The sequence below is a fragment of the Vibrio ordalii ATCC 33509 genome (assembly GCA_000257205.1).
Lineage (GTDB): Bacteria > Pseudomonadota > Gammaproteobacteria > Enterobacterales > Vibrionaceae > Vibrio > Vibrio ordalii.
This window is the reverse complement of the sequence record AEZC01000240.1, coordinates 1-26582: the sequence shown is the minus strand read 5'-3', so window position 1 is coordinate 26582 and position 26582 is coordinate 1. Positions and strand designations below refer to the sequence as shown.

The following is a 26582-nucleotide window of genomic DNA, read 5'->3' as shown; positions in this document are numbered from 1 at the left end:
TGGAGTGTGACTCTATACATATTATAGGTTTAACAAATGTGATGTGGCACATTTTGGTTGCATATCGTAGCTTAACATATTGCCTGAAAGGCTTGAGTTATGAAGAGGTGTTATTGTGCGCAATCGAATGATTTTATCTGCCTTGCCATGCAAACAAAGCTGTCTAGGAACTTGTCTCGTACGTCTATATTCCTTAGTATTGCCTCTCTTTTAAAAGCTTGAGAACCAAGATGAAAACAGAATTATACAAAGAGTTTATGTTTGAAGCCGCGCATCGTTTACCCCATGTACCTGCAGGGCATAAGTGCGGCCGTTTACATGGGCACTCTTTTTTAGTTCGTCTGTATGTCGAAGGTGAGGTTGACCCTCATACTGGCTGGGTGATTGATTTTTCTGAAATTAAAGCGATATTTAAACCTATTTATGATCGTTTAGATCACTATTACTTGAATGATATTGAAGGGTTAGAGAACCCAACCAGTGAAGTGCTTGCGAAATGGATTTGGCAACAATTAAAGCCAAGCTTACCGCTGCTCAGCAAAGTTGAGATTAAAGAAACCTGCACAGCGGGTTGTATTTATAAAGGCTAATACCCACATAATTCAGAACAACAGACTAAACAACAAGTAGATAGGTCATTATCGCGCCTATCTACTTGTCCATCATAAATACATTAATGACCCCAAATTTGGCTTACATATTCAGGATGATCGATATAGGGATTTCGGTTACCTTGAAATTGATAAACGGCATCATTACGCTGACGTTCTTTAGCACTCACTGGATCTTCTTGGTGCCAACGCTTTAGCATAGCCAGAGCCCAAGCTTCAAAAACCACGGTGCTAGTACCATCAAGTATGGCATCAGCGTTATCAGTATTTCCTTGCCAGCTGCCGATACGGTTCTCGTAGCGGGTTGCCATGTAAAAATAGGCGCGCGCTAGATCGCCTTTAAATTCATCAATAGGCTCAAATACGGTGCCATTATAACCTAGCGTATTGCTTGCACTGCCAAGTTTTGAACCATTGCTTGAGGTATAAGTGATATGACCAACCTCGCCAAATGGCCAGTTACTGCGTTTTGCATTGACAAAGCCATCTGTGGCAAACAAGTGGTGACCGTCGGAATTCATTGGCTCAACGCTGCCCCCAAACCAGCTTTTAGGAAATGAGTGTTCTCTATTGTAACAATCGCCTTCTCGTCGATACTGACCACACTGATCGCTGACTTTAGTAAAACTAACACTGTCGTTGCTGTCAGGTTTCTCAGAATAGATATCTAACACTGAACCGTCATTCTCGTAGTAGTTATCTATGTCTGTATTTTGTAATAGTGTCCAAATTGCGGAATAACCGCGGCTATTATGATTCTTTATGATGTTGTATAAGGCCGTTTTTAGTTCAAAACCTGTTTTTCCTATCGCGGCTTGATAATAGTCATGGTTAGCAGGTGATGTTGATTCACCAAGTAATAAGCTGCTTGATTGGCTGTATTGAAATTCTCCACCAGAGGCCAGTATTTCCGAGCCTTTGGCTAAGGAATAAAGACCATTGCCAGAGCCACAGCAAATAACATCACCATAACTGTCACGGATGGTGAATTGATATTCACCATCCGATAAGCATATTTCTTGGCTATAAGATGTGGAGTCTGAGTAATTATTACCCGCATAAATAACCTGTGAGAGGCTGTTTTTTATTTCCCAACTTGTTTCAGAAGCGTATTGATCGGTGGTTAAATTCAGAGTCAGGTTGTGAGCGCGACATGTCACATGGCTTGATGGTTGTTCAGCGTTACTATTTTCTGTCTGCGCACTGGTAAGGGGAGAGCAAAGCAGTGCCAGTAGGGTAAGGTATGAAATTTTCGTTGTCATAATTTTCTCATTGGATGGTTAAATCGCAACTAAGATAACCATTTGCTCAGTCAATAAATTAAACCTATATCGCATTTTAATTTGTTATGTATTTGCTATTTCAATATTTATGCCGAAGATCTCACGTTTAGTGGGTTATTCAAGAAAAAAGCCCCCCGCAGCTTACATGTGTGTTATGCGGCTTATCTCGCGGTGACTTCCGCGATGCTAATCAGCGAATATCTGTGTGAAAAAATCGCTCACTTAACTTTCTCAATGCCCATCAATGAGTGTGGGTGATTTCTTTGTCCTCAACAACAAAAAATACTTATATATCATTATCTTTAATTGATTTTAATGTGATTATTCACTGATTTTATGTGTGATTGTTTGCATTTTTTTGGGCTATGGCTCGCATTGTCAAGAAGCTATCTTCATAGAGTTGGAACCCTTATCTCTTTGTGGATGCAGTGAGACTACTGATATGCCATTCGGTAACTAATAATAACTCTGTAACCCGGTTGTCTATGTCCGGAGCCTATTGCGATATGAATTCGCTAGATTCCGAGGGTTACTGCGGCCGAAATTCAGGCCGCATCACTATAACCAGAATGGTAACTAAAATGAGAAATCTAACCATGGACAAGAAACCATTAACGCTTCTGATAACTGGGCTATTGGCAAGCACATCGGCGTGGGCGCAACATGAGCTCACTCTGGTGCAGATCGGCGAAAAAACCGTTGAGCGGCTAGAATCGATTAAAGCGATGGCCGAACGCGGAGAAGGGGTGTTTGAGCGTAGTGGCGAACGCTGGATCAGTTACAAAGGGACGGACTATCGCCTGAGCTACAAAAATGATCTGCAGTTCCCTTTTTTGCCTTATCAAGGCGGCGATGATACGCCTTATCGCAACGTGATTGACTTTGTCGATCAGAGTTGGGAATTCATGATGTATGACGGCGGTTTTTATCTGATGAGCCGCGAATTTGGTGTTTACCAACCGGACGATCAAGGCTGTTTTGTCGAATACATTCCTGCGGCACACGGGTCTAAGCGCGCCGATGGTAGCTACATTTGGCAACGTGATGTCATCTATCGTACCGAAACCTCGGATTGTGGTGCGTTAGTGAAGCCAGAGATTACCTCGTTAACCGTTTCGAGTTTGTCTGATGTCGGTGTGTCGTTTGACTGGCTTGGGCAAAATGAAGCCGATAAGACTCAGCTCACCTTAACCAATTTGAGTGATGCGAAGGATGTTCGCCGCTATGATTCGGTTTCTGCGGGCTTTTTTATCGGTGACCTTAAGCCAGAAACCCAGTATGAAATTGCCCTCAGTTCCTGCAATCAGGTCGATTGCGCCGAGCCGAAAGTGGTGCGCTTCACGACTCAGGAAGCTCGTGTTGGCTTTGCTGATGAGATCCCAACCCCGAACCATTTGCAAGGCAGTTTAGAAGGCGGGTTGAGCATCACGCAAACCCATACTTCGGTTGCGCCCAATGGCAATGAGCTGACTGGACAAGGCCATCTCGATGCGATCATGAACCGTGAAGCTTTACTGCTGTTTACGCCGCAGCAAGGTGGGGAGATTAACCAAGTGCGCGCCGAAGTGTTCCTTGATGGCGAAGTAGTGCAAACCACCCTGATGCTGCCGCCCAGTGCTTTGGCCGCGTCGGATCAGCCAGAGAATGGCCGCATGAAAGTGGTGTTTTCGCATCATGCATGGTCGCTGCCCCTGCAATGGGATTGGATGAAGCCGGGTCTATCACTGCGCTTGACCGACAACTTAGGCCGTGAAGGTGTGCTCAGCCAAGGAGACATCCAGTTTGGTGGTGCGCCTGAGTTGGTGATTCAAAATATCGACATGGGCATGCTGACTCAACCGCGTAACCGCAATACGATGATTCAAAATCTTCCAACTTTGGCCGCGGATTATTTCCAAAAAATACCCGCGTCTAAATTGGTGATGGCTGACTACACTCCTGCCTATTTTCCTGTTGTCACTATGCCAAATGGTGTGGTGTACACCGATAAGAGCGCGAGCACGGGTGGTTGGCACAGCGGCGATATGCGTGAAGCGATCGGTAAAGCGTTGGTCTCTACAGGTGTCAACAACGCCAACGTCGGCATTGTGAGTAGTGCGGGTTATTCGCAGCAATACAACCGCCGCTACAACCACATTACCGCACACACCAACGTCGGGGTGTATACCAAAGAAGGTACAGATTTAGCTCAAGTTGTGGTTCATGGCGGCAGTGGTGGCGGCGGCATCGTGACACTGGAAGCGACGACCGGTAACGAGTGGTCTCATGAGCTTGGGCATAACTATGGTTTAGGTCACTGGCCGTACATGGCCTCGATTCACGATATGGAGTCCGGTTGGGGTTGGGATGCGTTCCACCAACGCTTTATTGGTAACCTGCACTGGAAAGGCGATGTCTACACCCAACAGCAAGGTGACGATATTGTACCGCCGTTTAAAGATGCTTTCCGTTTCCTGCGTGATGCGCAAAATGGCGGTGAACAAGAGTACGTGGGCACCATCAGCCGCTTTACCTTGGAGCATCCGGCTCAGTCGCGCAAAGCACAGCGTTGGATGAACAACGGTTTTAACCTTGATAGCAACAGCCCAAGCGGCTATGTGCAATGGGATCAGGCGACGCAACGTTATAAAGTAGTCGAAACGGATACCCCCAAACCGCAGCAAGTGGGTGTGCCGGTAGTGACCTTATTGGGTATTTACGATCCGCAGAATGAGAATCCTAGTCAAATCTATCCTCTGGTTTACTCAAATTATGGCAACGTGTTTGAGCTGCCACAGCCAGAGCAAGGTGAGTATCAGCTAGAAGGTTGGCAAGCGGCCGGGGATCTCACTCAAGCCGAAATCCAATACAACCAATGGCAGACGTTATTGATTGATGGGCAACAACTGCCAATTTGCCGCTTTGATTACACCAATACCAATGGTCAAAGCGCGACGTTTGTTGGCGGCTTAAATGCACAACGTAACGTGTGCGAAGGTAGCCGAGATATGCGCTGGTATAACGATTATCAGATCGATTCGCCGGTAGGGCAGTATGAATTACTTTCGCAATTTGGTGCAGGCAATGTCACCTACACCCCGAATGCTGAAATTGGTGAAGTGCAACTGTGTACATTAAACAAGCCGCACAATAATGGTAGCCATGACGGGGCAGGTTTTGTACGCAATGGGCGTTGTGAGCAAGTCGAAGGCGTGAAAAATAACGCTGAAGGCCGTGTTTGGAGCTATGAAATTCGTAATAGCGAAGTGTTGTCGAGAACCTTAGCTTCTCAACGTCGTTGTGAGTTAGTGGTGGAACATCGCAATGGCTCAACCCATATCGCACTGGACGGCAATCGTCACAAATCGACCGAAAGTAACAAGTTCCACGTTAACTTATCGATGGAAAAAGGTGTACCTACCCAAGTGAGTTTGAGCTGTAGTGACCTTAACGGCACTTCAACGCTGACACATTTCACGCCAGATCAGAACCCGCCGCTGGATAAGCTCAAAGGCCCAATCATCATTGGCCAAGAGTACGGTTACAGCCAAGTGGTCGATATGACACCAACCTTCGCGCAGAATGAAACTCTGCTGAACACGGATTTTGCGACGATCGCTGAGTTTGATGCCTTTGTGGCTGAACACTATGGGCGAAGTGTGCTCAACAATGGTGTGACGAAAGCGGAGCGCCGTGCGGGGGCGTTGTATGTTTACCCGAATCCAGAAACGGGTACGCGCGACTACTTTGTGATGCGCACGCTTGAAGCTGGCGCATTCCCGGCCGATCAAACCAGTAATCAAGGTTGGAAATATCTAGGTTCGGCAGATCGCTATGTGAACTTTGCTTTCAACCCAATCAAGCTCAATAGAGCGGCTGGTGTGAGCATTGAAGCGCGTGTACAAAGCTACTTTGGTGTATCTCGCTTATTGACATGGGATGAGCGTACCTCAACCACTTGGGATAATGAGCAAAATGCGGTGTTTGTTGGGCAAATCGATGGTGAAAACCATTACTTTATCCAAAAGCGTCCGGGCGAAGGGGAGGCATTCCCAACGCGCGGAGCGCCAAACCAAGATTGGATTTGGCTAGGCAGTGACTCTTCTATTCAAGAGTATCTTACTGAGTTGAATCGCGATCTGGCCAGCTTTGAACGGATGCTATTGGAATGGTATCAACAAGACGCGATGGGCGTGTGGGGCAGTGATGGTCAGCGTGGCAACGTGAACGATATTTATCAATATGCGTTTAGAGGTGGCTACCACTACTACCGCTTGAAAGTGACTAAGTACGGTTATTTCCCTTACCCAACCGATCCCAATCCAACCAATGGACATTGGGAATATCTCGGACAGTTTTAAATCTCGCTCAAACTCAAAGCCAGTCAAACGACTGGCTTTATTGCTTTTTAGCATTCCCTCGGTTGCGCCAAATACTATAGCCTGCTTCTAGTGTGACTTTACCGAGTAAATGGGCCGCGACGGGAGCGGTCAGAAAAATAAACAGCATGATGCCGACCAGTCGTGATATCACGCCAGTCTCAGGCATACAGAGTGCGACAGCAAGGAGCAATAAAGACAAGCCAGCTGTACCGGCTTTGGTGGCAGCGTGCATGCGAGTATAGAGATCGGGCATGCGCAAAATGCCTAGGCTCGCAAATAGTGTGAACAAGGTGCCGAGAACCAGTAAGAGAGCCGCTAACATCGACATTAATGTTCTCCTTTTCGTTTAGCGATAAATCGTGCAAAAGCTATGGTGCCAAGGAAAGCCACTAAGCCTAGGGTTAAGGCAATATCCAATAGTGTCTGCTGACCACTGTCTAAGCTGTAAACAACAATAAAACCTATGGTGATAAAGGAAATTAAATCGAGAGCCACCACGCGATCGGCGAGCGATGGGCCTAGCACTAAGCGGATAAACGCCATTGCCAAGCTAAGCAAAAGCCCTAGATAGGCGAAATGAATCGCCAGTGGTAATGAGTTATCCACGAGTGACCTCCAGTATCCGTTTTTCAAGACCATTTTTGATGTCGTTAATCACCGCTTGGTGCTCTGGAGCAAACATTGCGTGAACGATCAAATACTGTCTATCTTCGCTAACATCGAGACTTAAAGTGCCGGGAGTGAGCGAAACCATGTTGGCCAATAGGGTAATCTCAAGATCGCTGCGGGCATCTAATGGCACGTAGACAATGTCAGGATCGCTCAGATGCTTTGGTGTCACGACATCCCATGCGACTCGAATCACCGAGACAATCATTTCGTAAAGGAAATAGATAGCAAGGCTGGCGATGGCTCTAAAACGGCGAAAGTAACTGGTTTTTAAGCCAAATGGCTGACTGAGGCGCAGTGCCCAAAACCCCACCACGAATCCCAATAAGAATTGCAAGCTGGAGTAATCACCATTGAGCAGCATCCACGCCGTGGCAAGAAAGAGGTTGAGGAAGAGATAAATCATTTTGAGCCTCCCAAAACAGCATGGATATAAGCGGTTGGCGTTAATAATTGTTCTGCGGCTAAGGTAGCAAATTGGTAAAACGGCTGCGCAGCCAAACCAATCACTAGGCTAAACAGGGTGAGCACTAGGATCGGCAGTGCATAAAGGCCGAGTGTTGAGCGGGCTAACGTCTCCTGCGGTAGAGCGGCAGGGGCATCTTTCCAAAACACTTCATTCCAAATTTTGGTCATCGAGAAAATCGTTAGCAGGCCAACCAGTAGCGCAATCGCGGCAAGCCAATACAGCTCAGCAGCCAAACTCGCTTTGATGACTAGGAACTTGCCCCAAAAACCCGACAGAGGAGGGAAGCCCGCCAAAGAGAATGCGGCGAGCAAGAAGCCAAAGGTAAGCCAAGGCATGGCTTTATATACTCCACCGAGCTGCGTTAATTGGGTTGTGCCGTACTTTCTGCCAATTAAGCCACCAATCAGAAATAGGTTACCCTTCACCAAGATATGGTGGATGACATAAAAAATCGCACCTGTGATGGCCAAAGGGGTATAAATGGCTAGCCCCATAATCATGTAGCCAATTTGGCTAATGATATGAAAAGAAAGAATCTTTTTAATGTCATATTGGCTTGCTGCACCGAGTACGCCAGTGAGCATGGTCAGCGCCTCAATCCCCAGCAGGACCGGTTGCCAGCCACTGTTATCGAGCGGAAATACCAGAGTGAAGACTCGCAGCAAAGCGTAGACACCGACTTTGGTGAGCAATGCGGCAAACAGGGCAACAATCGCGCTCGGCAAGGTGTGGTAAGACGCCGGTAGCCAAGCAAACAGAGGAAACAGCGCTGCTTTGATAGAAAACGCGAACAATAACAATCCAGCGAGCATGGTTTTCATCTCCGGAGCGAGGGATTGAGCTTTGTCATGTAAATCTGCGAGGTTTAAGGTTCCGGTGGCACCGTAAAGCAGTCCTATCGAAAGTAAAAACACCAAGGTAGAGATGAGATTGAGCAGCACATATTTGATGGCGCCATCAATTTGTTGCTGGTTTGCATCCAACACCATCAAGCCGAAAGAAGCGATCAGCATGACTTCAAACCAGACATAAAGGTTGAAAATATCCCCCGTTAAGAAAGCGCCATACACACCAGCCAGTAGAACGTGCAACAGCGCGTGATAGCGCGCGTATGAGGGTTTTGAGCTTAAATCGGCAATCGCATAGATAACGCTAACCAAACCAATAATGGCCGTCACCATGACCATAGCGACACTCAATAAATCAGCAACAAAAACAATACCAAAGGGGGCCGACCATTGCCCAAAGGCAATAGAAGCTGGGCCATGACTATAAATGGTGAGCGTGAGTAGAGCACCGGTAAAGAGATTGATGACACTGCAGGTCACACTTAAACTGTTGGTCAGCCAACGGCTACGCCCCGCAAAAAAGATCGCGACTGCACTAAGTAGCGAAATCACAACGGGTAAGGTCAACCCAATGGCAATCATTCTTCCTCCTCTGAGCGGCGCATCTCATCGACGTCCGCGATGCGAGTTTCAAAATAAGCTCGGTAAAACAGCAGTAAAGCAAAAACCAGTAAGCCAAAACCGATCACAATGGCGGTTAAAATCAGCGCTTGTGGCAGCGGGTTAGCTGCACCTTCAGCGGGTAACAAGGCTCCTACCTCAATTAATGGTGGTGAGGCGGGGGTTAAGCGTCCTGCGGTAAAAATGGCCAAGTTTACCGCACTACTGAGGAGGATGAGGCCAAACAATAAGCGCAGTAAGTGTCGCTCTAGCATTAAGTAGATACCGGCGGCGACAAAAACACCGACAACAATGCTCCATAATCCTTCCATTAGTCGAGTTCCTCTTTAACGCGCAGCAACATGCTCATGACACCGCCGATGATCGCCAGATAGATGCCGACATCAAACAGCAGTGGGGTGCCAAGTGGTAATATCTCTTTCCACCATAATCCAGTTAGGAAAGGTAAACCGACCGCGACACTCATGGCTCCTGCCATAAAACTGAGCAGAATGCCAAACAGGGCAATATTGAGAGGCGAGAAGTGGAGACGATCTCTCACGTATTGGGGCGATTCGGCGAAGAGGAGCAGCGAAAAGCCGATCACCGCAATCAATGCGCCGATGAAGCCACCGCCGGGATCATTGTGTCCTCGCAGCAACAGATAGAGAGAAAACATCAGCATCAAGGCGGTCACAATATGTGCGGTAGTGGCAAAGATTAGAGAATGAATCTTCTGTGGTTGCTCGGTTCGTTTGGGTAAGAGGCTAATCGCGACAAGGCTCGCCATGACGACCACAATTACTTCTCCCAAGGTATCAAAGGCACGAAAATCGACCAAAATGACATTGACGATGTTGCGGCCATGGCCGCCGGGAACGCTCTGCTGCGCAAAATAGTCAGATAAAGTGGTATCGATAGGATGCGCCGTGATATTGAGCAGGATTAAGGTTACGGATGCACCAATCACACTGGCTATCACCGCATTCAATGTGCGCCGCGGTACAGAATGGCGAACGACCGTCGACAAGTAGGGCATATGGCGCATCAGTAGCACCACAAACACCACCATCAGCGTTTCGACCAGCAAGAGGGTTTTGGCAACATCTGGGGCGCTATAAATCATAAAGACTAACGTTGTCATAAAACCGACCATGCCTAGTGATAACACAGACAGTAAGCGTGAGGTCGTCATGACACACAGCAGTGCGGAAGCGATCATTGCAACGGCAATTGCGACTTCATAAAAATGGATATCGGACAAGGAGGAGCTCCATGTCGATGGCAACGAAAGAGGTTGATAGAGCAGCATTAAGGCTAAAACGGCAAAAAATAGCAGCATATAACCGCTTGAGCGTTTTTGTTGCAGCATTTGTGTTTGCCAGCTTGCCAATGTCGCTAAGTAAGCCAGTACGGCATCAAATATTTGTTCTGCTTTGGGCAGCGGCTTCACAAGGCGTGCGAGCCATGTGACTAGGGTTGCGTAGTTCAGATACAGCACGACCCCTAGCACCAGTGTGATACCACTTAAAGCGAGGGGGATATTGAAGCCTTGCCATAATTTTGCGGCTTGTGGAACACTACTCGGTGCAATTGCCATTACTGCTGGAATCACTAAATGTTGATTGAGCCAATCAAGGGCAAATATTGGGATCAAGAAACTGGCGATGGCCAGTGCCATCGCGGGTAACCAAAGGGATATTTTCTGTTCGATCGCTTTGGGTGGGTGGCTTTCGCTCTCCTTAGTCGCTTGACCAAAAAAAGGTTTGTAAAGTAATGCTATCGCTAACGCCACCATCAGCGAATTAATCAGTAATAAGATCAGCGTAATCCACTCAATGCCAGACTCCACGCTGGATTTGTACATGTACTCTTTACTTAAAAATCCGAACATAGGCGCAACACCGGATTTGGATAAAGCGGCAATCACCGCAGCAATGAGGCTCAGCAGCAAGACGGATTTTAAGTTGCCGAGCTTTTCTCGCTCTCGAGTGCCCGTCGCTTTATCGATATTGCCGACCACCATAAAGAGTGCAGCTTTGTAAAATGAGTGGGCTAAAATAAACAGCACGGCGGCCGTCAGCGCGACCTCGGTACCTAAACCAAGCAGCAGGGTTAATTTACCTAACGCTACATTAGTGCTGTAGGCCAACATCAGTTTTAAATCGGTTTGCTTGAATGCCAGCAGTGTGCACCAAAGAGCCGTGACTGCACCAACGGTGATAAGGCAGTAAAACCAAAGATCACTACTGGCATAAATTGGCGATAGACGAGCGAGTAAGTAAATACCGGCCTTGACCATAGTGGCAGAATGCAAATAGGCGCTCACCGGTGTGGGAGCGGCCATCGCATTAGGTAGCCAGAAATGGAATGGAAATTGCGCGGATTTAGTGAATGCACCGAGTAAGACTAAAATCAGCGAAGGTATAAACCACGGATGTGTCGCGATGTGATCCGCTTGCTCAATGATGACGCTGAGCTGATAACTATCGGCCATCAAGCCAAGTAAAATCAGTCCGGCTAAAAGCGCGAGTCCTCCGGCCCCCGTGACTAAAAGTGACTGTAGGGCATTTTTGCGTGAGACCGGTTTATCATGATTAAAACCAATCAACAGATAGGAAGTGATGGTGGTCAGTTCCCAGAAGATGAACAGCAGTAAGATATTGTCGCTTACCACCACGCCAAGCATGGCGAGCATAAAGAGAGTGAGGTAGAGGTGAAACGAGAAGCGTGCGGCTTTCTCTTTCATATAAGCCAGTGCGTAGATTTGGATCATCGCACCGATTCCTGTGATCAGTGATGCAAAAAGAAAAGAGAGTCCATCAAGTTTAAAGCTGAGATTAATATCGAGCCCCGGAACCCAAGCCACTTGCCAAGCGGCGCCGCCATCTTGGTGCCAATAAAACACGAGCCCAAATAGTATGATGGGTAGCAGGGCAAAGGGGAGTAACCCAGCCGACAGTGAGTTTTGCTTGGGGGACGTATGCTTATCAAGTCCTATCTTCAATATTGCAGCCTCTTCGAAGTCATATTAAACCCGCTCAGTGCATCCTTTCGGTAGTGCTCTGAGCGGGTTAAATTATCTACTACTTTGAAAAGTATAGACTAATTTTTAATAGTGTCGAATTCATCCGAGAGAATACTGGTTATATGCTGGAACTACTCGGTTTGGATTGGTGAGACAAATCCTTCAGGTTTGAGTGCGACTAAAGAACACTCTATCGACTGGACGATATTTTCAGCTGTATTACCAATTACAAAGCCCGCGATCCCTGTCCTTGCTAGAGTACCCATTACCAGAATATCGATATTCTCTGTCGTGACCCATTCAGGAATCTGCTCATCCGGCTTGCCGTGCAGGTGATGTATCACCAATTCGCCTGTAATGCCTGACTCATCAATAACTTGCTGTAATGCTTGTTCATGTTTTGCTTTGGCTTGTGCGATTTCTTGTTCCATCTGTTGTTGGTCCACTTGGATCCAGACATGGTCATGTAGGTAGTTTTCTAAATAGTATTCCCAGCAAGAAACAATATGCAGGCGGCTATCACAAGTGTTAGCTATCGTTCGTGATAACTCGAGTAAACGTAATGATAATGCATGTTGCTGATCCGTTGTGGTGATTGGATCAATGGCGACAGCAACACGATGATTAGCTTTAGGTTTAGATAAAGGTCGATGTAGCCAGACTGGGCAAGGGCATTTTCTAAGCAGTGTCATATCCAAAGCTTTAAAACCTTGTTGGTCATCAGCCATTGGTTCAGCTTCTTTTATCAGTAAGTCAATATGGTTGGTGAGCGCCGATTGTATCATTCCTACTGCGGGTTGTTCGTTGTGTTCAACCATCAAAGGAAAAGGCACATCATCTTTAGTGATATGATTTTGTGAACGAAATTCATCAATAGTTTGCATAAAACCGATGAGAAAAGATTGCTCATACGGATCTTGATAGGGTTGTAGTTCGGCAGGAAATGCTGGAAATGTAATCAAACCAGCGAGTTGACCACGGTTGTTGTAAGCGAGCTGAATTGCTTGCTCTAATGCGTCGCTATGTCCGGGTAAGCCTTGAGTTACAAATAAAATATTCTTAAATTTTTTCATAGCCAGCTCCTTAGTTGATTAAAGAGTAGTCATTTTACTGGCTTATATCCTAGATAAAAATTGTAAACTTATATGTGATGATGAAATTAGATCTTATTTATAATTTTATAAGTGCTATAAAATAGCGTAGCACAAGGTTAATTAAGAAGTTTTTTGCAGTTCCAGTAACGCCACTCACAATTAAGCGAGTGGCGTTAAGCTTGAATGAACGGGGTTTTTAAATAGATAGGTGTTGGTTAGCAAACGACTTTAATCGCTAAACCACCTTGGGAAGTTTCACGATATTTGGCGTTCATATCTTTACCTGTCTCAAGCATGGTTTCGATCACTTTATCGAGCGAAACACGAGGTGCCGATGAGCGGCGTAGCGCCATCCGCGTTGCGTTGATCGCTTTCACTGCAGCAATACCATTGCGTTCGATACAAGGTACTTGCACTTGTCCCGCGACAGGGTCACAGGTTAAACCCAAGTTATGCTCCATTGCAATCTCAGCGGCCATGCAAACTTGTTCAGGGCTTCCCCCCATCAGTTCTGCAAGGCCCGCTGCTGCCATCGAACAGGCAACACCTACTTCACCTTGACAACCCACTTCCGCACCAGAAATAGAAGCGTTACGCTTGTAAAGCCCACCGATAGCTCCAGAGGCGGCAAAGTAACGGATATAATCTTTTTCAGTAACGGTCTGAATGAATTTATCGTAATAAGCTAACACTGCAGGAATAATACCGCATGCGCCATTAGTAGGTGCCGTCACTACACGCCCACCCGCGGCATTTTCTTCGTTCACTGCAAAAGCGTACATGTTTACCCAGTCAACGACCGCCATTGGGTCGTTGGTGGTCTTTTCTGAGGTCATTAACTGTTGACGAAGCGCTGCTGCCCGACGTGGAACACGAAGAGGCCCTGGTAAGATACCTTCAGTATTCATACCACGGTCCATACATTCGCGCATGGTTTTCCAAATATTGGCAAAGTAAGTACGAACTTCTTCATCAGAATGCAGTGCTTTTTCGTTAGCCATTACCAGCGTACTGATTGAAAGACCACTCTCTTTGCATTGGCTCATCATCTCGTCAGCGCTAGTGAAGACATAAGGAACTTTAATTGGGTTTTCTTTTTCTTTACCAAAGTTCTCTTCATCAACGATAAAGCCACCGCCGATAGAGTAGTAGGTTTTTGAGTAAACGACTTCATCATCGATCCACGCGTGGATCTGCATAGCGTTTTCGTGCAAAGACAAATTCGTTTTGTGGAAATTCATTCCACCTTCTTTAGGAAACGATACGGTATGACAGTGCATACCAACGGGAAGACGCTCGGTTTCTTCAACGCGTGCGATAAAGCCTGGAATAGCATCGATATCCACTTTCTCAGGGGTGTTACCAGCAAGACCCATGATGATAGCGATATCTGTGTGGTGACCTTTCCCTGTCAGTGATAATGAACCATAAACGTCCACGGTGATTTTAGTGATGTCGCGCAATTTTCCCATTGAACGTAAATCATCAATAAACTCTTTACCCGCTTTCATTGGCCCCACGGTATGTGAGCTTGAAGGACCAACACCGATTTTATAGATATCAAATACACTAATCATATCGATTACCTCAAAAGTAAGCCCCCCTAACTAAGAGGGAGGCTCATTATTATAGTTATGTTCTGTATTCTGTATTCATGACGGTTGATATAACCACCAGATTAAAGAGCGCCGTAGATTACAGAAGTAATAGCAGCAAGACCACAGATAATTGTGAAAATCTGTACTGGTGCTGAAGTCTTGAACTTGGCCATTGCAGGAACCTTGTGCATTGCAAATACGGGCAGTAGGAACAAGATACCAGCAATCATAGGTGCGCCCATGGTTTCAATCATGCCTAGAATGCTTGGGTTTACAATCGCTACAATCCAAGTAGTCAACACGATGAAAATCAGTGAAACTTTCTCAATCTGGCTTATCGAGCTATTTGAGCGAGATTTAATCAAACCAACTAGGCCTTCATGTGCCCCTAAAAAGTGACCAAAGTAACTAGAGGTAATCGCTGCAAAGGCAACAAGAGGACCCATGTAAGAGATGATTGGTGATTCATGAATGTTTGCTAGGTAAGAAAGCACAGAAATGTTTTGCTCTTTTGCTAACGCGAGCTGCTCTGGCGACAGAGATAGCACAACAGAAAACACGAAGAACATCACAAAACCCATTAGCATCATGGCCGTGCCACCAGTGATCATGTCGGTTTTCTTAACCGCGTTGTCACCGTATTGTAGGCGTTGTTCTTTAGAGAACTGGCTGATGATTGGGCTGTGGTTGAAAGAAAACACGATGATAGGAATAGCAAGCCAAACGATGGTTGGCATCGCAGACCAATCAGGCGCTACTTCCATCATTGAAGTGTTCCAATCTGGGATAAGGTAGAAAGAAAGAGCTAATAAAATGAAAACCAGCGGATACACCATGGCAGACGTCGCTTTTAGCATCAGTTCTTTACCAAAGATTACGCCAGCTGTCATGGCAGCAATTAGTGCGCCAGAAAGTAGCCAACGAGGAATCGATTCCATGCCAACTTGGTTAACAAGGAAGGAATCAACGGTGTTTGTGATGCCAACGCCGTAGATAAGAACGATAGGATAGATGGCGAAAAAGTATGCGAACGTAATAAGGTTTGCGCCAGTTTTACCAAAATGCTCTTCTACTGTGTCAGTAATATCAGAATTAACATTTTTTGAAGAAAGAACAAAGCGAGCTAAGCCTTTGTGTGCGAACCAAGTCATTGGCGCCGCAATTAGGGCTAACATAACTAATGGCCAAAAACCACCCGCACCAGCTTTAATTGGAAGGAAAAGTACACCGGCACCAACGGCTGTACCAAAAAGTGAAAGACACCAAGTGAAATCTTTATAAGTCCACTTGCTAGACGATTGTACGGCAGATGCCGACGAAGTTGTTGTGTTCATATTGTATTGCTCATTTTTGGGAACAGGAAATAAGTCGAGCGCATTTTGCATAATTTTCTCATTCGAAAACTAGATCTAAATCATGTAACGTTCGTGCTTACTGAATGATATGTCAAAAACCCATTTTTGATCACGAAAATGGCGTGCTACATGTGAGTAATGTTAATGATTTGAATTAGTAAAAGTTATCAATATAATGCTTCGATTAACATTTACTCACACCAAACGTTTGCTTTTGAGTTCAATAAGGAAAAATAATCATCGGTGTTATTTAAACTTATGTTGAATCGTTGGAATATTAATGAGGTTGAATAACTTGTTTTTGTAAAACATGAATGATCTGCGCTGTCATTCCCCAAATAAAATGATGTTGATAGGGGATGGCGAAAACGCGATGTCGTTGATTTTTTACTTGAAATAATTCGCTATAGAGTTTGTTTCGATCAAACAGATGGTGGGCAGGGACTTCAAATATTTCATCCACTTCATTGGTATCAATAATGGCTTTATAATTGGGGTTGATAAAAGCAAGAAAAGGGGTCACTACAAATTTGCTGACGGTAACCAATTCAGGCAGTTGCCCAAAAATAGTGATGTCGTTTGCTAGAATTCCAATTTCTTCTCTTACTTCACGAAGTGCTGTGATTTGCAGTGAACCTTCGACTTCCTCATATTTCCCGCCAGGAAAACTGATTTGTCCTGGATGATGTTTAAGGTGCGCAGCTCTTTTGGTTAATACTACGTTTAGGCCATTCGGCCTCTCAACAAAACCAATTAACACCGAAGCCTTACGCAAGGTTTGAGGAGCAAGGTGTGCCACACGACGGATAGATTCCTCATGATAAGGCACAGGTTGTTGTAACTGAAAACGCTGGATCAGCCGATCTTTTGTTAAGGGGGGAGCAGTCTGTACACTGTTTCTCTTCATTTTCTTTACTAACCTGGATGTTACATTTATCTCTTTTTAGCCTAGTTCAATAAACCTTGGAAAGGTTAACGAGCTTGTTCGAGCACAGGTAAAATCCGGCTCAGTTTATCCAAGGTTTCTTGGTATTCAAGCTCACACTGACTATCAGCAACAATACCACCACCAGCCCAAACGTGCAGTTGTTGCTTCTCTGCCACCAAAGTTCGGATAGTAATACTGCTGTCCATTGTCCCGTGGCGACTAATATAGCCGATGCTGCCACAGTAAGCGCTACGACGGTGAGGCTCTAACTCCTCAATAATTTCCATTGCACGTACTTTTGGTGCGCCAGTAATTGAGCCTCCGGGGAAGCTGGCTCTTAATAGATCGGCAGCGCAATAGGCTGAGTCAAGTTCTGCGCGAATGGTACTCACAAGGTGATGCACGGCAGGAAAACTTTCAATATCGAACAGCTTAGGCACATGTACAGAGCCCGGTTTTGCTACACGGCCAACATCGTTTCGTAATAGGTCCACTATCATCAAGTTTTCTGCTTGATCTTTTTCTGCGCAAGCAAGTTCCGCGGCGTTAGCGGCGTCAATGTCTGGGTTATCGCTTCTTGGGCGGGTGCCTTTTATTGGCTTAGTTTCAATAATGTTGTGTTTGACCTGCATAAAACGTTCGGGAGAGACACTCAAAATCGCTGACTTCTCTAGGCGGATAAAAGCTGAAAATGGAGCACAATTAAACATTTCTAGTTTTTGGTAAGCTTGCCATTCACTGCCTTCGTAGTCGGCTTTAAAGCGCTGTGCGAGATTGATTTGATAACAATCACCACTGAGCAAATAGTGCTGGATTTGCTCAAATTTCCGTTGGTAGCTCTCTTTACTCATGTTGGATTGCCAATCAGAGCGTAATGCAAAATGGCCGTTGTTTTTGGGGTTCTGAGTGTTGAGCCATTGCCATGCCTCATCAATATGATTGCCCACCACATAAGCGGCTTGGTGCAAATGATCAACGACCACAGCCCATTGATAGAGGCCAATTGCCATATCAGGTGTGGATAGATCGTGTTCAGCGAGCGTTGGAATTCGTTCTATCTGCCGCCCTAAGTCATAGGCAAAATAACCGAGTGCACCGCCCACGAAAGGAAGGTCTATATCGCTTTGAACATCGGGTAAATATTGCTGCTGTAATTGTTTGAGTAGCTGGAATGGGTCGACTTGAGAGTGGTAGCGATAGTGAGGCTCGCATACCCTTGTTTTATGGCCGTGTGTTACTAAAGTGACCAATGGCTCCGCGACTAAAATATCAAAACGGCTATCAATGTGAACCTTAGAGGCGGAGCGCAACAGCATAGCCCACGGGCAGTCTTCGATTTTAGAAAACAATTGGTGAGCGAGATCGACATGGTAAGTCAGTGCGTTAACTTGGATATGATTGAATTCGTTGTTGTTCATTTGCGTAATTTGTGACAAAGAGACCGATCACTGCATGGCGTGTTGAGTAAAGCAAGAGTATCATAAAATGCAAATTAAAAGCTGCTACTTGATTGAATCACATCAATAAGTTGATTTTTTGCTGAGAAGCTGACCGCTTATTAAATGAGGAACACGCAACAATCAAGGGAAGCATAACAATAACGAGGCACGCAATGACGGTAATTCGCAAGCAGGATGTGATCAGCAGTGTCGCTGACGCTCTTCAATATATCTCTTACTACCACCCCCTGGATTTCATTCAAGCGCTAGAAAAGGCTTATCATCGTGAAGAGAGCCAAGCTGCGAAAGATGCGATCGCACAAATTCTCATTAACTCGCGCATGTCAGCAGAAGGGCATCGACCCATTTGCCAAGATACCGGCATCGTAACCTGTTTTGTCAACATCGGTATGAATGTGCAATGGGAGTCTGATCTCACGGTGCAAGAAATGATTGATGAAGGAGTTCGTCAAGCGTACACCAATCCAGATAACCCATTGCGCGCTTCTATATTAATGGATCCTGCTGGTAAGCGTATTAATACTAAAGACAATACGCCTGCGGTTGTTCATATCAATATGGTGCCAGGAAATAAAGTCGACATTCAAATCGCAGCCAAAGGCGGCGGCAGTGAGAACAAAACCAAGATGGTAATGCTCAATCCTTCCGATGACATTGCTGAATGGGTAGAAAAAACCGTACCCTTGATGGGGGCGGGTTGGTGTCCTCCGGGTATGCTCGGCATTGGTATTGGCGGCACCGCGGAAAAGGCAGCTGTGCTTGCTAAAGAATCACTGATGGAGCATATCGATATTCAAGAACTGATTGATCGTGGCCCACAAAATGCGGAAGAAGAACTGCGTTTAGATATTTTTAACCGCGTGAACCGTTTAGGCATTGGTGCGCAAGGGCTTGGTGGCTTAACCACCGTTGTGGATGTAAAAATCAAAACAGCGCCGACTCACGCCGCCTCTAAACCTGTTTGTATGATCCCCAACTGCGCGGCGACCCGCCATGTTCACTTTACGCTAGATGGTACTGGCCCTGCTGAACTTACACCACCAAAGCTAGAAGATTGGCCACAAATTGTGTGGGATGCAGGGGCAAGCGCGCGGCGAGTTAACCTTGATGCGGTCACTAAAGAAGAGGTTCAAGAGTGGAAAACCGGTGAAACACTGCTTCTTTCCGGTAAGATTTTAACGGGCCGTGATGCTGCTCATAAGCGCCTCCAAGCGATGTTGCAAAATGGCGAAGGGCTACCTAAAGGCGTTGATCTAAAAGGTAAATTTATCTATTACGTTGGCCCCGTTGATGCGGTGGGTGATGAAGTTGTTGGTCCAGCAGGCCCGACCACATCGACACGTATGGACAAATTTACCGACATGATGCTTGATGAAACGGGCATTATGGGGATGATAGGCAAAGCAGAGCGTGGACCTGCGACGGTGGAGTCAATCAAAAACCACAAAGCGGTCTACTTGATGGCGGTGGGTGGCGCGGCTTACTTAGTGGCGAAAGCGATTAAGAAAGCACGCGTGGTGGCATTCGAAGATTTAGGTATGGAAGCCATTTATGAATTCGAAGTTGAAGATATGCCAGTCACGGTTGCGGTGGACTCGCGTGGCGCGAATGCTCACCAAATAGGCCCAGACACATGGAAAGTGAAGATTGCCGAAGCTCAAAAGAAAGCTTAATCTGATCTCATCGCGTTCTCACGATAACTGCAGCTTAGGCTGCAGTTATCGTCTATAAATCAATAGATAATTGAAATGCTCATTTGCAAAACTTAGGAGGGTAGATGCCTCGTTTTATTAAAATATTACAAATTATTATCGCTATTGTGGTTGGGGTTTTCCTCGGCTATGACCTTATTCTACATGGCATCAGCATCTTCGATGATAAGTACGTCACAATCACCTGCGTGTTATGGGTGATGCTTGAGGCTGCATTGTTTGTGATTTATAAATTAATAGAAGATGATTGATCCGATGTGAGCGGCTCAACACAGAACAGCGAATTTTTTGGCCAAAGAAGCCTAAGCCTCTGATTCTCGTCAGGGGCTTTTTGTTCATCTCCGATTAAGATGAATACACATAAAATAGCGTCATCAAATGAAGTGGAGTGAGTAAATGCAGCACATTCGTCGAGAAATGACTGATTTAATTAACCGTGGATTAGATTCGCACGTTCGAATTGCTGTCACAGGGTTATCGCGAGCGGGGAAAACGGCGTTTATTACCTCCTTAGTGAACCAATTACTGCACACCTCTACCCATGATAATTTACCGCTATTTTCCGCAACGCGTGACCGACGCATTGTGGGTGCAAAACGTGTCCCTCAAACTAACTTAATGGTTCCACGCTTTGCTTACGATGAAGCGATGTCACAGTTACACAGCGAACCGCCACATTGGCCTGTACCCACTCGTGACGTCAGCGAAATTCGCCTAGCGATCAAATACAAACCTAAAAAGCGCAGTAAAAAATTATTTGGTCACACGGCCACACTTTATCTCGATATCATCGACTATCCGGGTGAATGGCTGTTGGATCTGCCTCTGCTCGAAATGACCTATGAACAGTGGTCAGAACAGCAGTTTTCAGCGCTAAGTGAACTGCGTTCCTCATTAGCCGAGCCGTGGCTTGAGGGGTTAGCTAAACTTGATGTAACGCAAGACGCCAATGAGCAAAAGCTTGCTTCATTGTCGATGCTGTTTACGGAGTATTTGCACGCGTGTAAAAATGCCGGTTTGCATTGGGTGCAACCGGGGCGTTTTGTGTTGCCGGGAGAGCTAGAAGGTGCGCCTGTACTGCAGTTTTTCCCATGCCGTAATCCGTACGGTGAAGACAAGCCTGCTCCCAATAGTCATTACAGCATGTTAAAAGCACGCTATGAAGAATACCAAAACAAGGTTGTGAAAGCTTTTTACAAAAATTATTTTGCCACGTTTGATCGGCAGATTGTGTTAGTCGATTGCTTATCCCCACTCAATGAAGGTTACGATTCCTTTTTGGATATGCGTCGTGCGCTTGAGCAGATTATGCATAGCTTTCGTTATGGTCGTAATGGTTTACTCAAGCGTCTATTTGCACCCAAGATAGACAAAGTGCTGTTTGCCGCAACCAAAGCGGATCATGTCACCCCTGAACAACATCCGCATTTGGTGTCGTTACTGCAGCAGATGGTTCATCCTGCTTGGCAAAGCGCCGCCTATGAGAATATTGAGATGAGTTGCATCAGTATGGCATCGATACAGGCCACACAAGCGGGTTTTATTGATAGCGGTGAGCGCACCATTCCAGCCTTACAAGGTGTGACGATCAATGGCGAAACTTTGACCGTTTTTCCCGGCGATGTGCCGAAAAAGTTACCTAACAAAGAGTATTGGCAGCATCAAGGGTTTGAATTCACCAGTTTTAAACCAAGAGCATTTAGCTGTGATGAACCTTGCCCTCATATCCGTTTAGATAAAGCGTTGGAATATTTAATTGGAGATAAGCTGAAATGAGTGATTTAAAAACCAAGCAAATCTTTAATCAAAAATTAGAATCACAACAGAAGAGTACGCCAGAGCTTACGGCTCAACAGCAGTTTCAAAATAATGAAGCCTTCATTCCAATGCCGATCAGCAATGAAGAGAGTGCTGCGGAAAAAGAGTTGGAGCAAATCATTCGTCCACCACAAGGTCGGAAATGGCGAGCTGCGGCATTAGTTATAAGCTTTGCAGGTTTAATCGGTTGGCAAGCTATCGATTCAGTTATCACGGCGATTCAATCAGCGGACTGGTTAGCATTAGGCTGGGCGGGATTTATTGCTGGTTTGGCATCGTTAGGCTTAAGTACCTTAATCAAAGAGCTGTGGAAGTTACGAGCACTTCGCCATCATTTTAGTATTCAAGAGCAAAGCGAACAGCTTATGCAAAACGACAGCGTTGGCCATGGGCTCGCGTTCTGTTTAGCTCTAGCTAAACAAAGTGGCATAAAAACCGAAAGCCCAGCCTATGATCGTTGGTTAAATAGCGTTAATGCTTCACACAGTGATGCTGAAATACTCGATATGTACGATGCTATGGTGGTGAGTGAACAAGATAAACAAGCAACCAAAATCGTCTCACAATATTCAACAGAAGCGGCAGCTTTAGTGGCAATTAGCCCTTTAGCCATCGCAGATATGCTGTTAGTAGCATGGCGTAATTTCACTATGATTGATCAACTGGCAAAACTGTATGGAGTGCCATTGGGTTACTGGTCTCGTCTCTCTTTATTTAAGTCCGTATTGATTAATATGGCTGCGGCAGGTGCTAGCGAACTCGCCATCGACGCCAGCATGGATCTCCTTTCTATGGATTTAGCCGGAAAAGTATCCGCGCGGGCAGGGCAAGGTTTAGGAGTGGGAATATTGACCGCTCGTCTTGGTTTGAAAGCCATGGCACTGCTCAGGCCGATGACATGGCAGCCAGAGAGAAAAGTAAAATTAGGGGCGATTCGCAAACAGATCGTCGCAAGAATCGCCGCGCTTACGGTGAAATAAGCAACATTTATCAAATAATATGCCCGAATGTGAACCTCAAAACATGAGATAACTTGACGCCATACAAGGCTTGATAGAAACTACTGTCAACTTTTCCTGACACTTTCTATTAGGATTTTTAAGTGCGTCTTGAAGTCTCTTGTGAAGACAGACTCGGCCTAACCCGAGAACTGCTCGATATTATTGCATCGAGAAAGATTGATTTGCGTGGGATTGAGATCGATGTCATCGGCATTATTTACCTCAATTGCCCAGATATTGATTTTGAAACATTCAGTGAATTGATGACTGAAATTCGCCGAATTTCTGGCGTAAAAGATGTTCGGAAAATTCAATTCATGCCCATGGAGCGGCATAACACCGAGTTGATTTCATTACTCAACAACGTGCCTGATGCGGTGCTGGCGATTGATCTGAAAGGGTTTGTGGATATGGCAAACTATTCAGCGTTATCGCTGTTTAACAAAACAGAGAAAGAGATGATAGGGCAGCCTATTTCCGCATTATTACCTTTCTTTAATCTATCACGCTGGCTTGAAGGAAACAAAGCACGACAACGTGAGGAGATCGTGCACGATGGTCTCGATTATCTGATGGAGATGATGCCTGTTTATATTACGGGTGAGTCGAAAGAATCCACCTTGGCGAGTACTATGATGATGATTCGTTCTAAAAGCCCTAGCGGCGTCGTCGATGATGCTTTGCCCTTGCACAATAACCTTGGTTTTGAACATTTTGTCGGAGTTTCTAACCGCCATAAAGCGCTCATTAGCCAAGCTAAGAAGCTGTCAATGCTTGATCAACCTTTGCTTATAGAAGGCGAAACCGGAACGGGTAAAGAGATGTTGGCCAAGGCTTGTCATAATCGCTCTCACCGTGCCTCCTTTCCTTTCTTGGTACTGAGTTGTGCTTCAATGCCGGATGATGTCGCGGAAACCGAGTTGTTTGGTCATGCGCCAGGGTCATTTAATCATCAACAAGGCCATAAAGGTATTTTTGAACAGGCGAATGGCGGCACCGTTTTTCTCGACGAAATAGGGGAGATGAGTCCTCATTTACAAATTAAACTACTGCGCTTTTTGCAAGATGGTACATTCCGCCGCGTTGGTGAGGAGCATGAAGTTCATGTTGATGTTCGTGTGATTGCCTCGACGCGTCACAAGTTGGCGGATTTAGCCGAATCAGGCGCATTTCGTGAAGATCTTTTTTATCGTCTAAATGTGTTAACTCTCCGTATTCCTACTTTGCGTGAGCGGCCTAACGACATTCAGCCATTGCTTGAACTATTTGTGGCGAAGCACATTAAGAAAATGGGTATGGCCAAACCACTATTAGCGGAAGATTTGGTGGATCAGCTTACTCATTACCAATGGCCAGGCAACGTACGACAGTTGGACAACATGGTGCTCAGGGCACTAACGGAGATGTCTGATAATCAGTTAACAGTGGATCTGTTCCATTTGCCGCAGCTTGAAACCGTTCATACTGGCAATACCCATGTCAATCTTGATGGCTCATTAGATGACATTATGAAAGAGTATGAATCTCAAATTTTGGAACGTTTATATCAGTCTTTCCCTTCAAGTCGTAAATTAGCCAAGCGTTTAAACGTATCACACACCTCTATCGCCAATAAGCTACGCGACTACGGAATTAGGAAAAATTGATGCAGTCATGCAGCACCTTGTCCCAAGTGTATGAAGTGGACAATGATATTTTAGTGCGAACCGAAAAACTTGAAGATGCGGAGATGATCGCCGCCTATTTTACAAGTAATCGTGAACATTTACGGCCTTGGGAACCTAAACGAGAAGCGGCGTTTTTTGAGGCTCACGGTTGGGTACAGCGACTGATTAAACTTGGTGAGCTGCATAAAAATGCAATTAGGCTATTATTTGCTCATCATCGATATTAACAGTGGTGACATGCTTGGCACCATTTCGTTTAGTAACCTCTCCCGCTTTCCATTTTATGCTTGCAATCTCGGCTATTCGTTAGCGAAGAATGCACAAGGTAAAGGCATCATGGGCCGTGCATTAAAAATGGCGTGCCACTACATGTTTAAGGTACAAAACCTACACCGTATCATGGCTAGCTATATGCCAATCAACAAACGCAGTGAAGCGGTGTTGATGAAAATGGGCTTTCAGGCCGAAGGTCACGCTAAAAATTATTTGCTCATTGATGACCAATGGGAAGATCACAACCTAACAGCATTGGTTAATGCTGATTGGCGCCCAAGCTAATGGGTCATCGTTTTAAAAGTATATTCACAAGTCAGCTAAAACATTAAGGAAATTCAATGTCGTATTTGCCTTTGGATCAATACCAAAGAAAATGGATTTTCACTCACCAATCAATGCCAGTTCCTGAGCAAGATCTGGTGCATATTAAACCCATGTCTCAAGCCAGAGCGGCTCAGTTTTGGCTGGAAAATATCAGTGCTCAAAGCCCAGATTCAGAGAGGTTAAGTTCTCAAGATTGGCCTCGTAAAGCAGGCAGTTGGATCAATGAAATTAGCTGGATGAAAGAATGGGAAAGTGACGATGAATCATTACCCGTTGATATTTTGGCCCATATTGATTGGCAAAATGACGTGACCGTTTATTTTTGTTATGAAAAGTACAATATTATCGAAACCCAATGGTCGGTATTTAAAAAATACTGGAAAAATTTCTTATTTTACGATGATGGACCAATCTTATTGGGGCGTCGCCGTGCTCAAGCGTTATGGTTTGGTTCAAATGGCAAAGTCAAATTGGGTAATAGAAAGTAACGAATAAACGAATAAAAAGCAGCCTAGGCTGCTTTTTTGTACTTAAGAGAAGGGTTTTTAACAAGCTTAGATAGAGCAGTGCTGAGCTATTTTAAAATGTTTACCTTATTTCTTCGCCGATAGCGTGCTACCCATTGAGGCCGTGATGATCATCGTAATGGCGATCCATTGCGTTAAGCTTAATTGTTCTTGAAGAATAATTAATCCAGCTAATGCGGCGATGGCGGGCTCTAAGCTCATTAACACACTAAAGTGTTGTGTAGACAAACGTTTTAAAGCCGACATTTCTAGACAATAAGGTACGGCGCTTGAAAGGATCGCGACAGATAACGCCATAGGCAGTATTGACCACGTAAAAATAGATGCCTCTGATAATACAACGCCGATTGGAAACGCAAACAGGGCCGCAATCGTCATTCCTATCGCAACGGTTGCGCCTCCAGAACCGACACTCCCCGCCCTTTGACCAAACCATATGTAGGCTGCCCAGCATCCGCCAGCCGCTAAAGCCAGTGCAACGCCAATCGGATCAAGTGCATCGACACCCGTTAGATCGGGCAATAAAAAAACAATGCCCAGAAAACTCCAACGCAACCCCAATACCAAGAGGAATTCGTTCAATCGCAAAATAGAACATCAGTTGCATGCCACCTAAGCTTGCTCCGTAAATGATCATTGAGCGCCACTGCGAAAGAGAAAGTCGCAACTGCCATGGGCGAAAAATCATTAACAGTATTAATGCAGAGAGGCCAACACGCAGTGCAATGGTTCCACCCGGACCAACAATAGGAAACAGTTGCTTGGCTAATGATGCGCCAGATTGAATGGTGGTCATCGCTAAAAGTAGAGTCAAGACAGCTAAGAATATAGGAGAGTTAATCGGTCGCATACACATCCAAACGAATTAAAAGGAACGGGCCGATTATGCCTGAAAAATAAAGGGGTTAATAGGAACAACGAGCGGAGGATTTAAAGGGTAAGCGCATCATAAA

Annotated in this window: 19 protein-coding genes and 3 pseudogenes; 9 read left to right on the top strand and 13 right to left on the bottom strand. The window is 45.5% G+C overall.

The window, feature by feature from the left end; translation table 11 throughout:
* The first annotated feature begins 230 nt into the window (after positions 1-230).
* A complete protein-coding gene (gene queD / locus VOR_RS0116075) occupies positions 231-590 on the top strand; it encodes a 6-carboxytetrahydropterin synthase QueD (RefSeq protein WP_010320709.1) in 360 nt (119 codons plus the stop codon).
* 83 nt (positions 591-673) lie between these two features.
* Here the strand turns inward: queD and VOR_RS0116070 are convergent.
* A pseudogene (locus VOR_RS0116070) lies at positions 674-1768 on the bottom strand (HNH endonuclease signature motif containing protein); the annotation flags it as partial.
* 722 nt (positions 1769-2490) lie between these two features.
* Between VOR_RS0116070 and VOR_RS0116065 the strand changes: the two are divergent.
* Positions 2491-6234 carry a M66 family metalloprotease gene (locus VOR_RS0116065; protein WP_010320707.1) on the top strand — a complete coding sequence of 1248 codons (3744 nt, stop codon included), beginning with the start codon at positions 2491-2493 and terminating at the stop codon, positions 6232-6234.
* A gap of 37 nt (positions 6235-6271) precedes the next feature.
* Here the strand turns inward: VOR_RS0116065 and mnhG are convergent, their stop codons facing one another.
* The 11 genes from mnhG to pabB all read right to left on the bottom strand — a co-directional run bounded on the left by mnhG (position 6272) and on the right by pabB (position 18280).
* On the bottom strand, positions 6272-6583 hold the full coding sequence (mnhG, locus tag VOR_RS0116060; protein WP_010320706.1) for a monovalent cation/H(+) antiporter subunit G: 312 nt from the start codon (positions 6581-6583) through the stop codon (positions 6272-6274).
* The gene (locus VOR_RS0116055; RefSeq protein WP_010320705.1) at positions 6583-6861 is read right to left on the bottom strand and encodes a cation:proton antiporter; all 279 of its coding nucleotides are present in this window, start codon (positions 6859-6861) and stop codon (positions 6583-6585) included. The genes mnhG and VOR_RS0116055 overlap by 1 nt, the downstream gene beginning before the upstream one ends.
* Complete coding sequence (locus VOR_RS0116050; RefSeq protein ID WP_010320704.1) at positions 6854-7330, bottom strand: Na+/H+ antiporter subunit E; 477 nt, start codon at positions 7328-7330, stop codon at positions 6854-6856. The genes VOR_RS0116055 and VOR_RS0116050 overlap by 8 nt, the downstream gene beginning before the upstream one ends.
* Positions 7327-8823 (bottom strand): Na+/H+ antiporter subunit D, encoded by a 1497-nt coding sequence (locus VOR_RS0116045; RefSeq protein WP_010320703.1) that lies wholly within the window; start codon positions 8821-8823, stop codon positions 7327-7329. The genes VOR_RS0116050 and VOR_RS0116045 overlap by 4 nt, the downstream gene beginning before the upstream one ends.
* Positions 8820-9173, bottom strand: coding sequence for a Na+/H+ antiporter subunit C (locus VOR_RS0116040; RefSeq protein ID WP_010320702.1), 354 nt, complete (start codon positions 9171-9173; stop codon positions 8820-8822). Before VOR_RS0116040 ends, VOR_RS0116045 begins: the two co-directional genes overlap by 4 nt.
* A complete protein-coding gene (mbhE, locus tag VOR_RS0116035) occupies positions 9173-11749 on the bottom strand; it encodes a hydrogen gas-evolving membrane-bound hydrogenase subunit E (protein WP_010320701.1) in 2577 nt (858 codons plus the stop codon). Before mbhE ends, VOR_RS0116040 begins: the two co-directional genes overlap by 1 nt.
* A gap of 251 nt (positions 11750-12000) precedes the next feature.
* The gene (locus tag VOR_RS0116030) at positions 12001-12942 is read right to left on the bottom strand and encodes a universal stress protein (protein ID WP_010320700.1); all 942 of its coding nucleotides are present in this window, start codon (positions 12940-12942) and stop codon (positions 12001-12003) included.
* Between the two features lie 236 nt (positions 12943-13178).
* On the bottom strand, positions 13179-14540 hold the full coding sequence (locus tag VOR_RS0116025; RefSeq protein WP_010320699.1) for an L-serine ammonia-lyase: 1362 nt from the start codon (positions 14538-14540) through the stop codon (positions 13179-13181).
* A 101-nt stretch (positions 14541-14641) separates the two neighbouring features.
* Positions 14642-15895 (bottom strand): aromatic amino acid transport family protein, encoded by a 1254-nt coding sequence (locus tag VOR_RS0116020; RefSeq protein ID WP_010320698.1) that lies wholly within the window; start codon positions 15893-15895, stop codon positions 14642-14644.
* 298 nt (positions 15896-16193) lie between these two features.
* Positions 16194-16823 (bottom strand): CoA pyrophosphatase, encoded by a 630-nt coding sequence (locus tag VOR_RS0116015; protein WP_010320697.1) that lies wholly within the window; start codon positions 16821-16823, stop codon positions 16194-16196.
* 65 nt (positions 16824-16888) lie between these two features.
* Positions 16889-18280, bottom strand: a complete 1392-nt coding sequence (gene pabB, locus VOR_RS0116010) for an aminodeoxychorismate synthase component I (RefSeq protein ID WP_029627292.1) — start codon at positions 18278-18280, stop codon at positions 16889-16891.
* Positions 18281-18456: 176 nt separating this feature from the next.
* Between pabB and VOR_RS0116005 the strand changes: the two genes are divergently transcribed.
* The 7 genes and pseudogenes from VOR_RS0116005 (at position 18457) to VOR_RS0115975 (ending at position 25590) form a co-directional block, all read left to right on the top strand.
* Positions 18457-19977 (top strand): fumarate hydratase, encoded by a 1521-nt coding sequence (locus tag VOR_RS0116005; RefSeq protein WP_010320695.1) that lies wholly within the window; start codon positions 18457-18459, stop codon positions 19975-19977.
* A gap of 104 nt (positions 19978-20081) precedes the next feature.
* Positions 20082-20267 (top strand): hypothetical protein, encoded by a 186-nt coding sequence (locus tag VOR_RS0116000; protein ID WP_010320694.1) that lies wholly within the window; start codon positions 20082-20084, stop codon positions 20265-20267.
* A gap of 145 nt (positions 20268-20412) precedes the next feature.
* Positions 20413-21792 (top strand): YcjX family GTP-binding protein, encoded by a 1380-nt coding sequence (locus tag VOR_RS0115995; protein WP_010320693.1) that lies wholly within the window; start codon positions 20413-20415, stop codon positions 21790-21792.
* Positions 21789-22814 carry a YcjF family protein gene (locus VOR_RS0115990; RefSeq protein WP_010320692.1) on the top strand — a complete coding sequence of 342 codons (1026 nt, stop codon included), beginning with the start codon at positions 21789-21791 and terminating at the stop codon, positions 22812-22814. The genes VOR_RS0115995 and VOR_RS0115990 overlap by 4 nt, the downstream gene beginning before the upstream one ends.
* A gap of 122 nt (positions 22815-22936) precedes the next feature.
* The gene (gene tyrR, locus VOR_RS0115985) at positions 22937-24481 is read left to right on the top strand and encodes a transcriptional regulator TyrR (protein WP_010320691.1); all 1545 of its coding nucleotides are present in this window, start codon (positions 22937-22939) and stop codon (positions 24479-24481) included.
* Positions 24481-25060: pseudogene (gene rimJ / locus VOR_RS18085) on the top strand (ribosomal protein S5-alanine N-acetyltransferase). Before tyrR ends, rimJ begins: the two are co-directional and overlap by 1 nt.
* A gap of 56 nt (positions 25061-25116) precedes the next feature.
* Positions 25117-25590, top strand: coding sequence for a DUF2947 domain-containing protein (locus VOR_RS0115975; protein ID WP_010320690.1), 474 nt, complete (start codon positions 25117-25119; stop codon positions 25588-25590).
* Positions 25591-25695: 105 nt separating this feature from the next.
* Here VOR_RS0115975 and VOR_RS18080 read toward each other — a convergent pair.
* Positions 25696-26479: pseudogene (locus tag VOR_RS18080) on the bottom strand (EamA family transporter).
* Positions 26480-26582 lie beyond the last annotated feature (103 nt).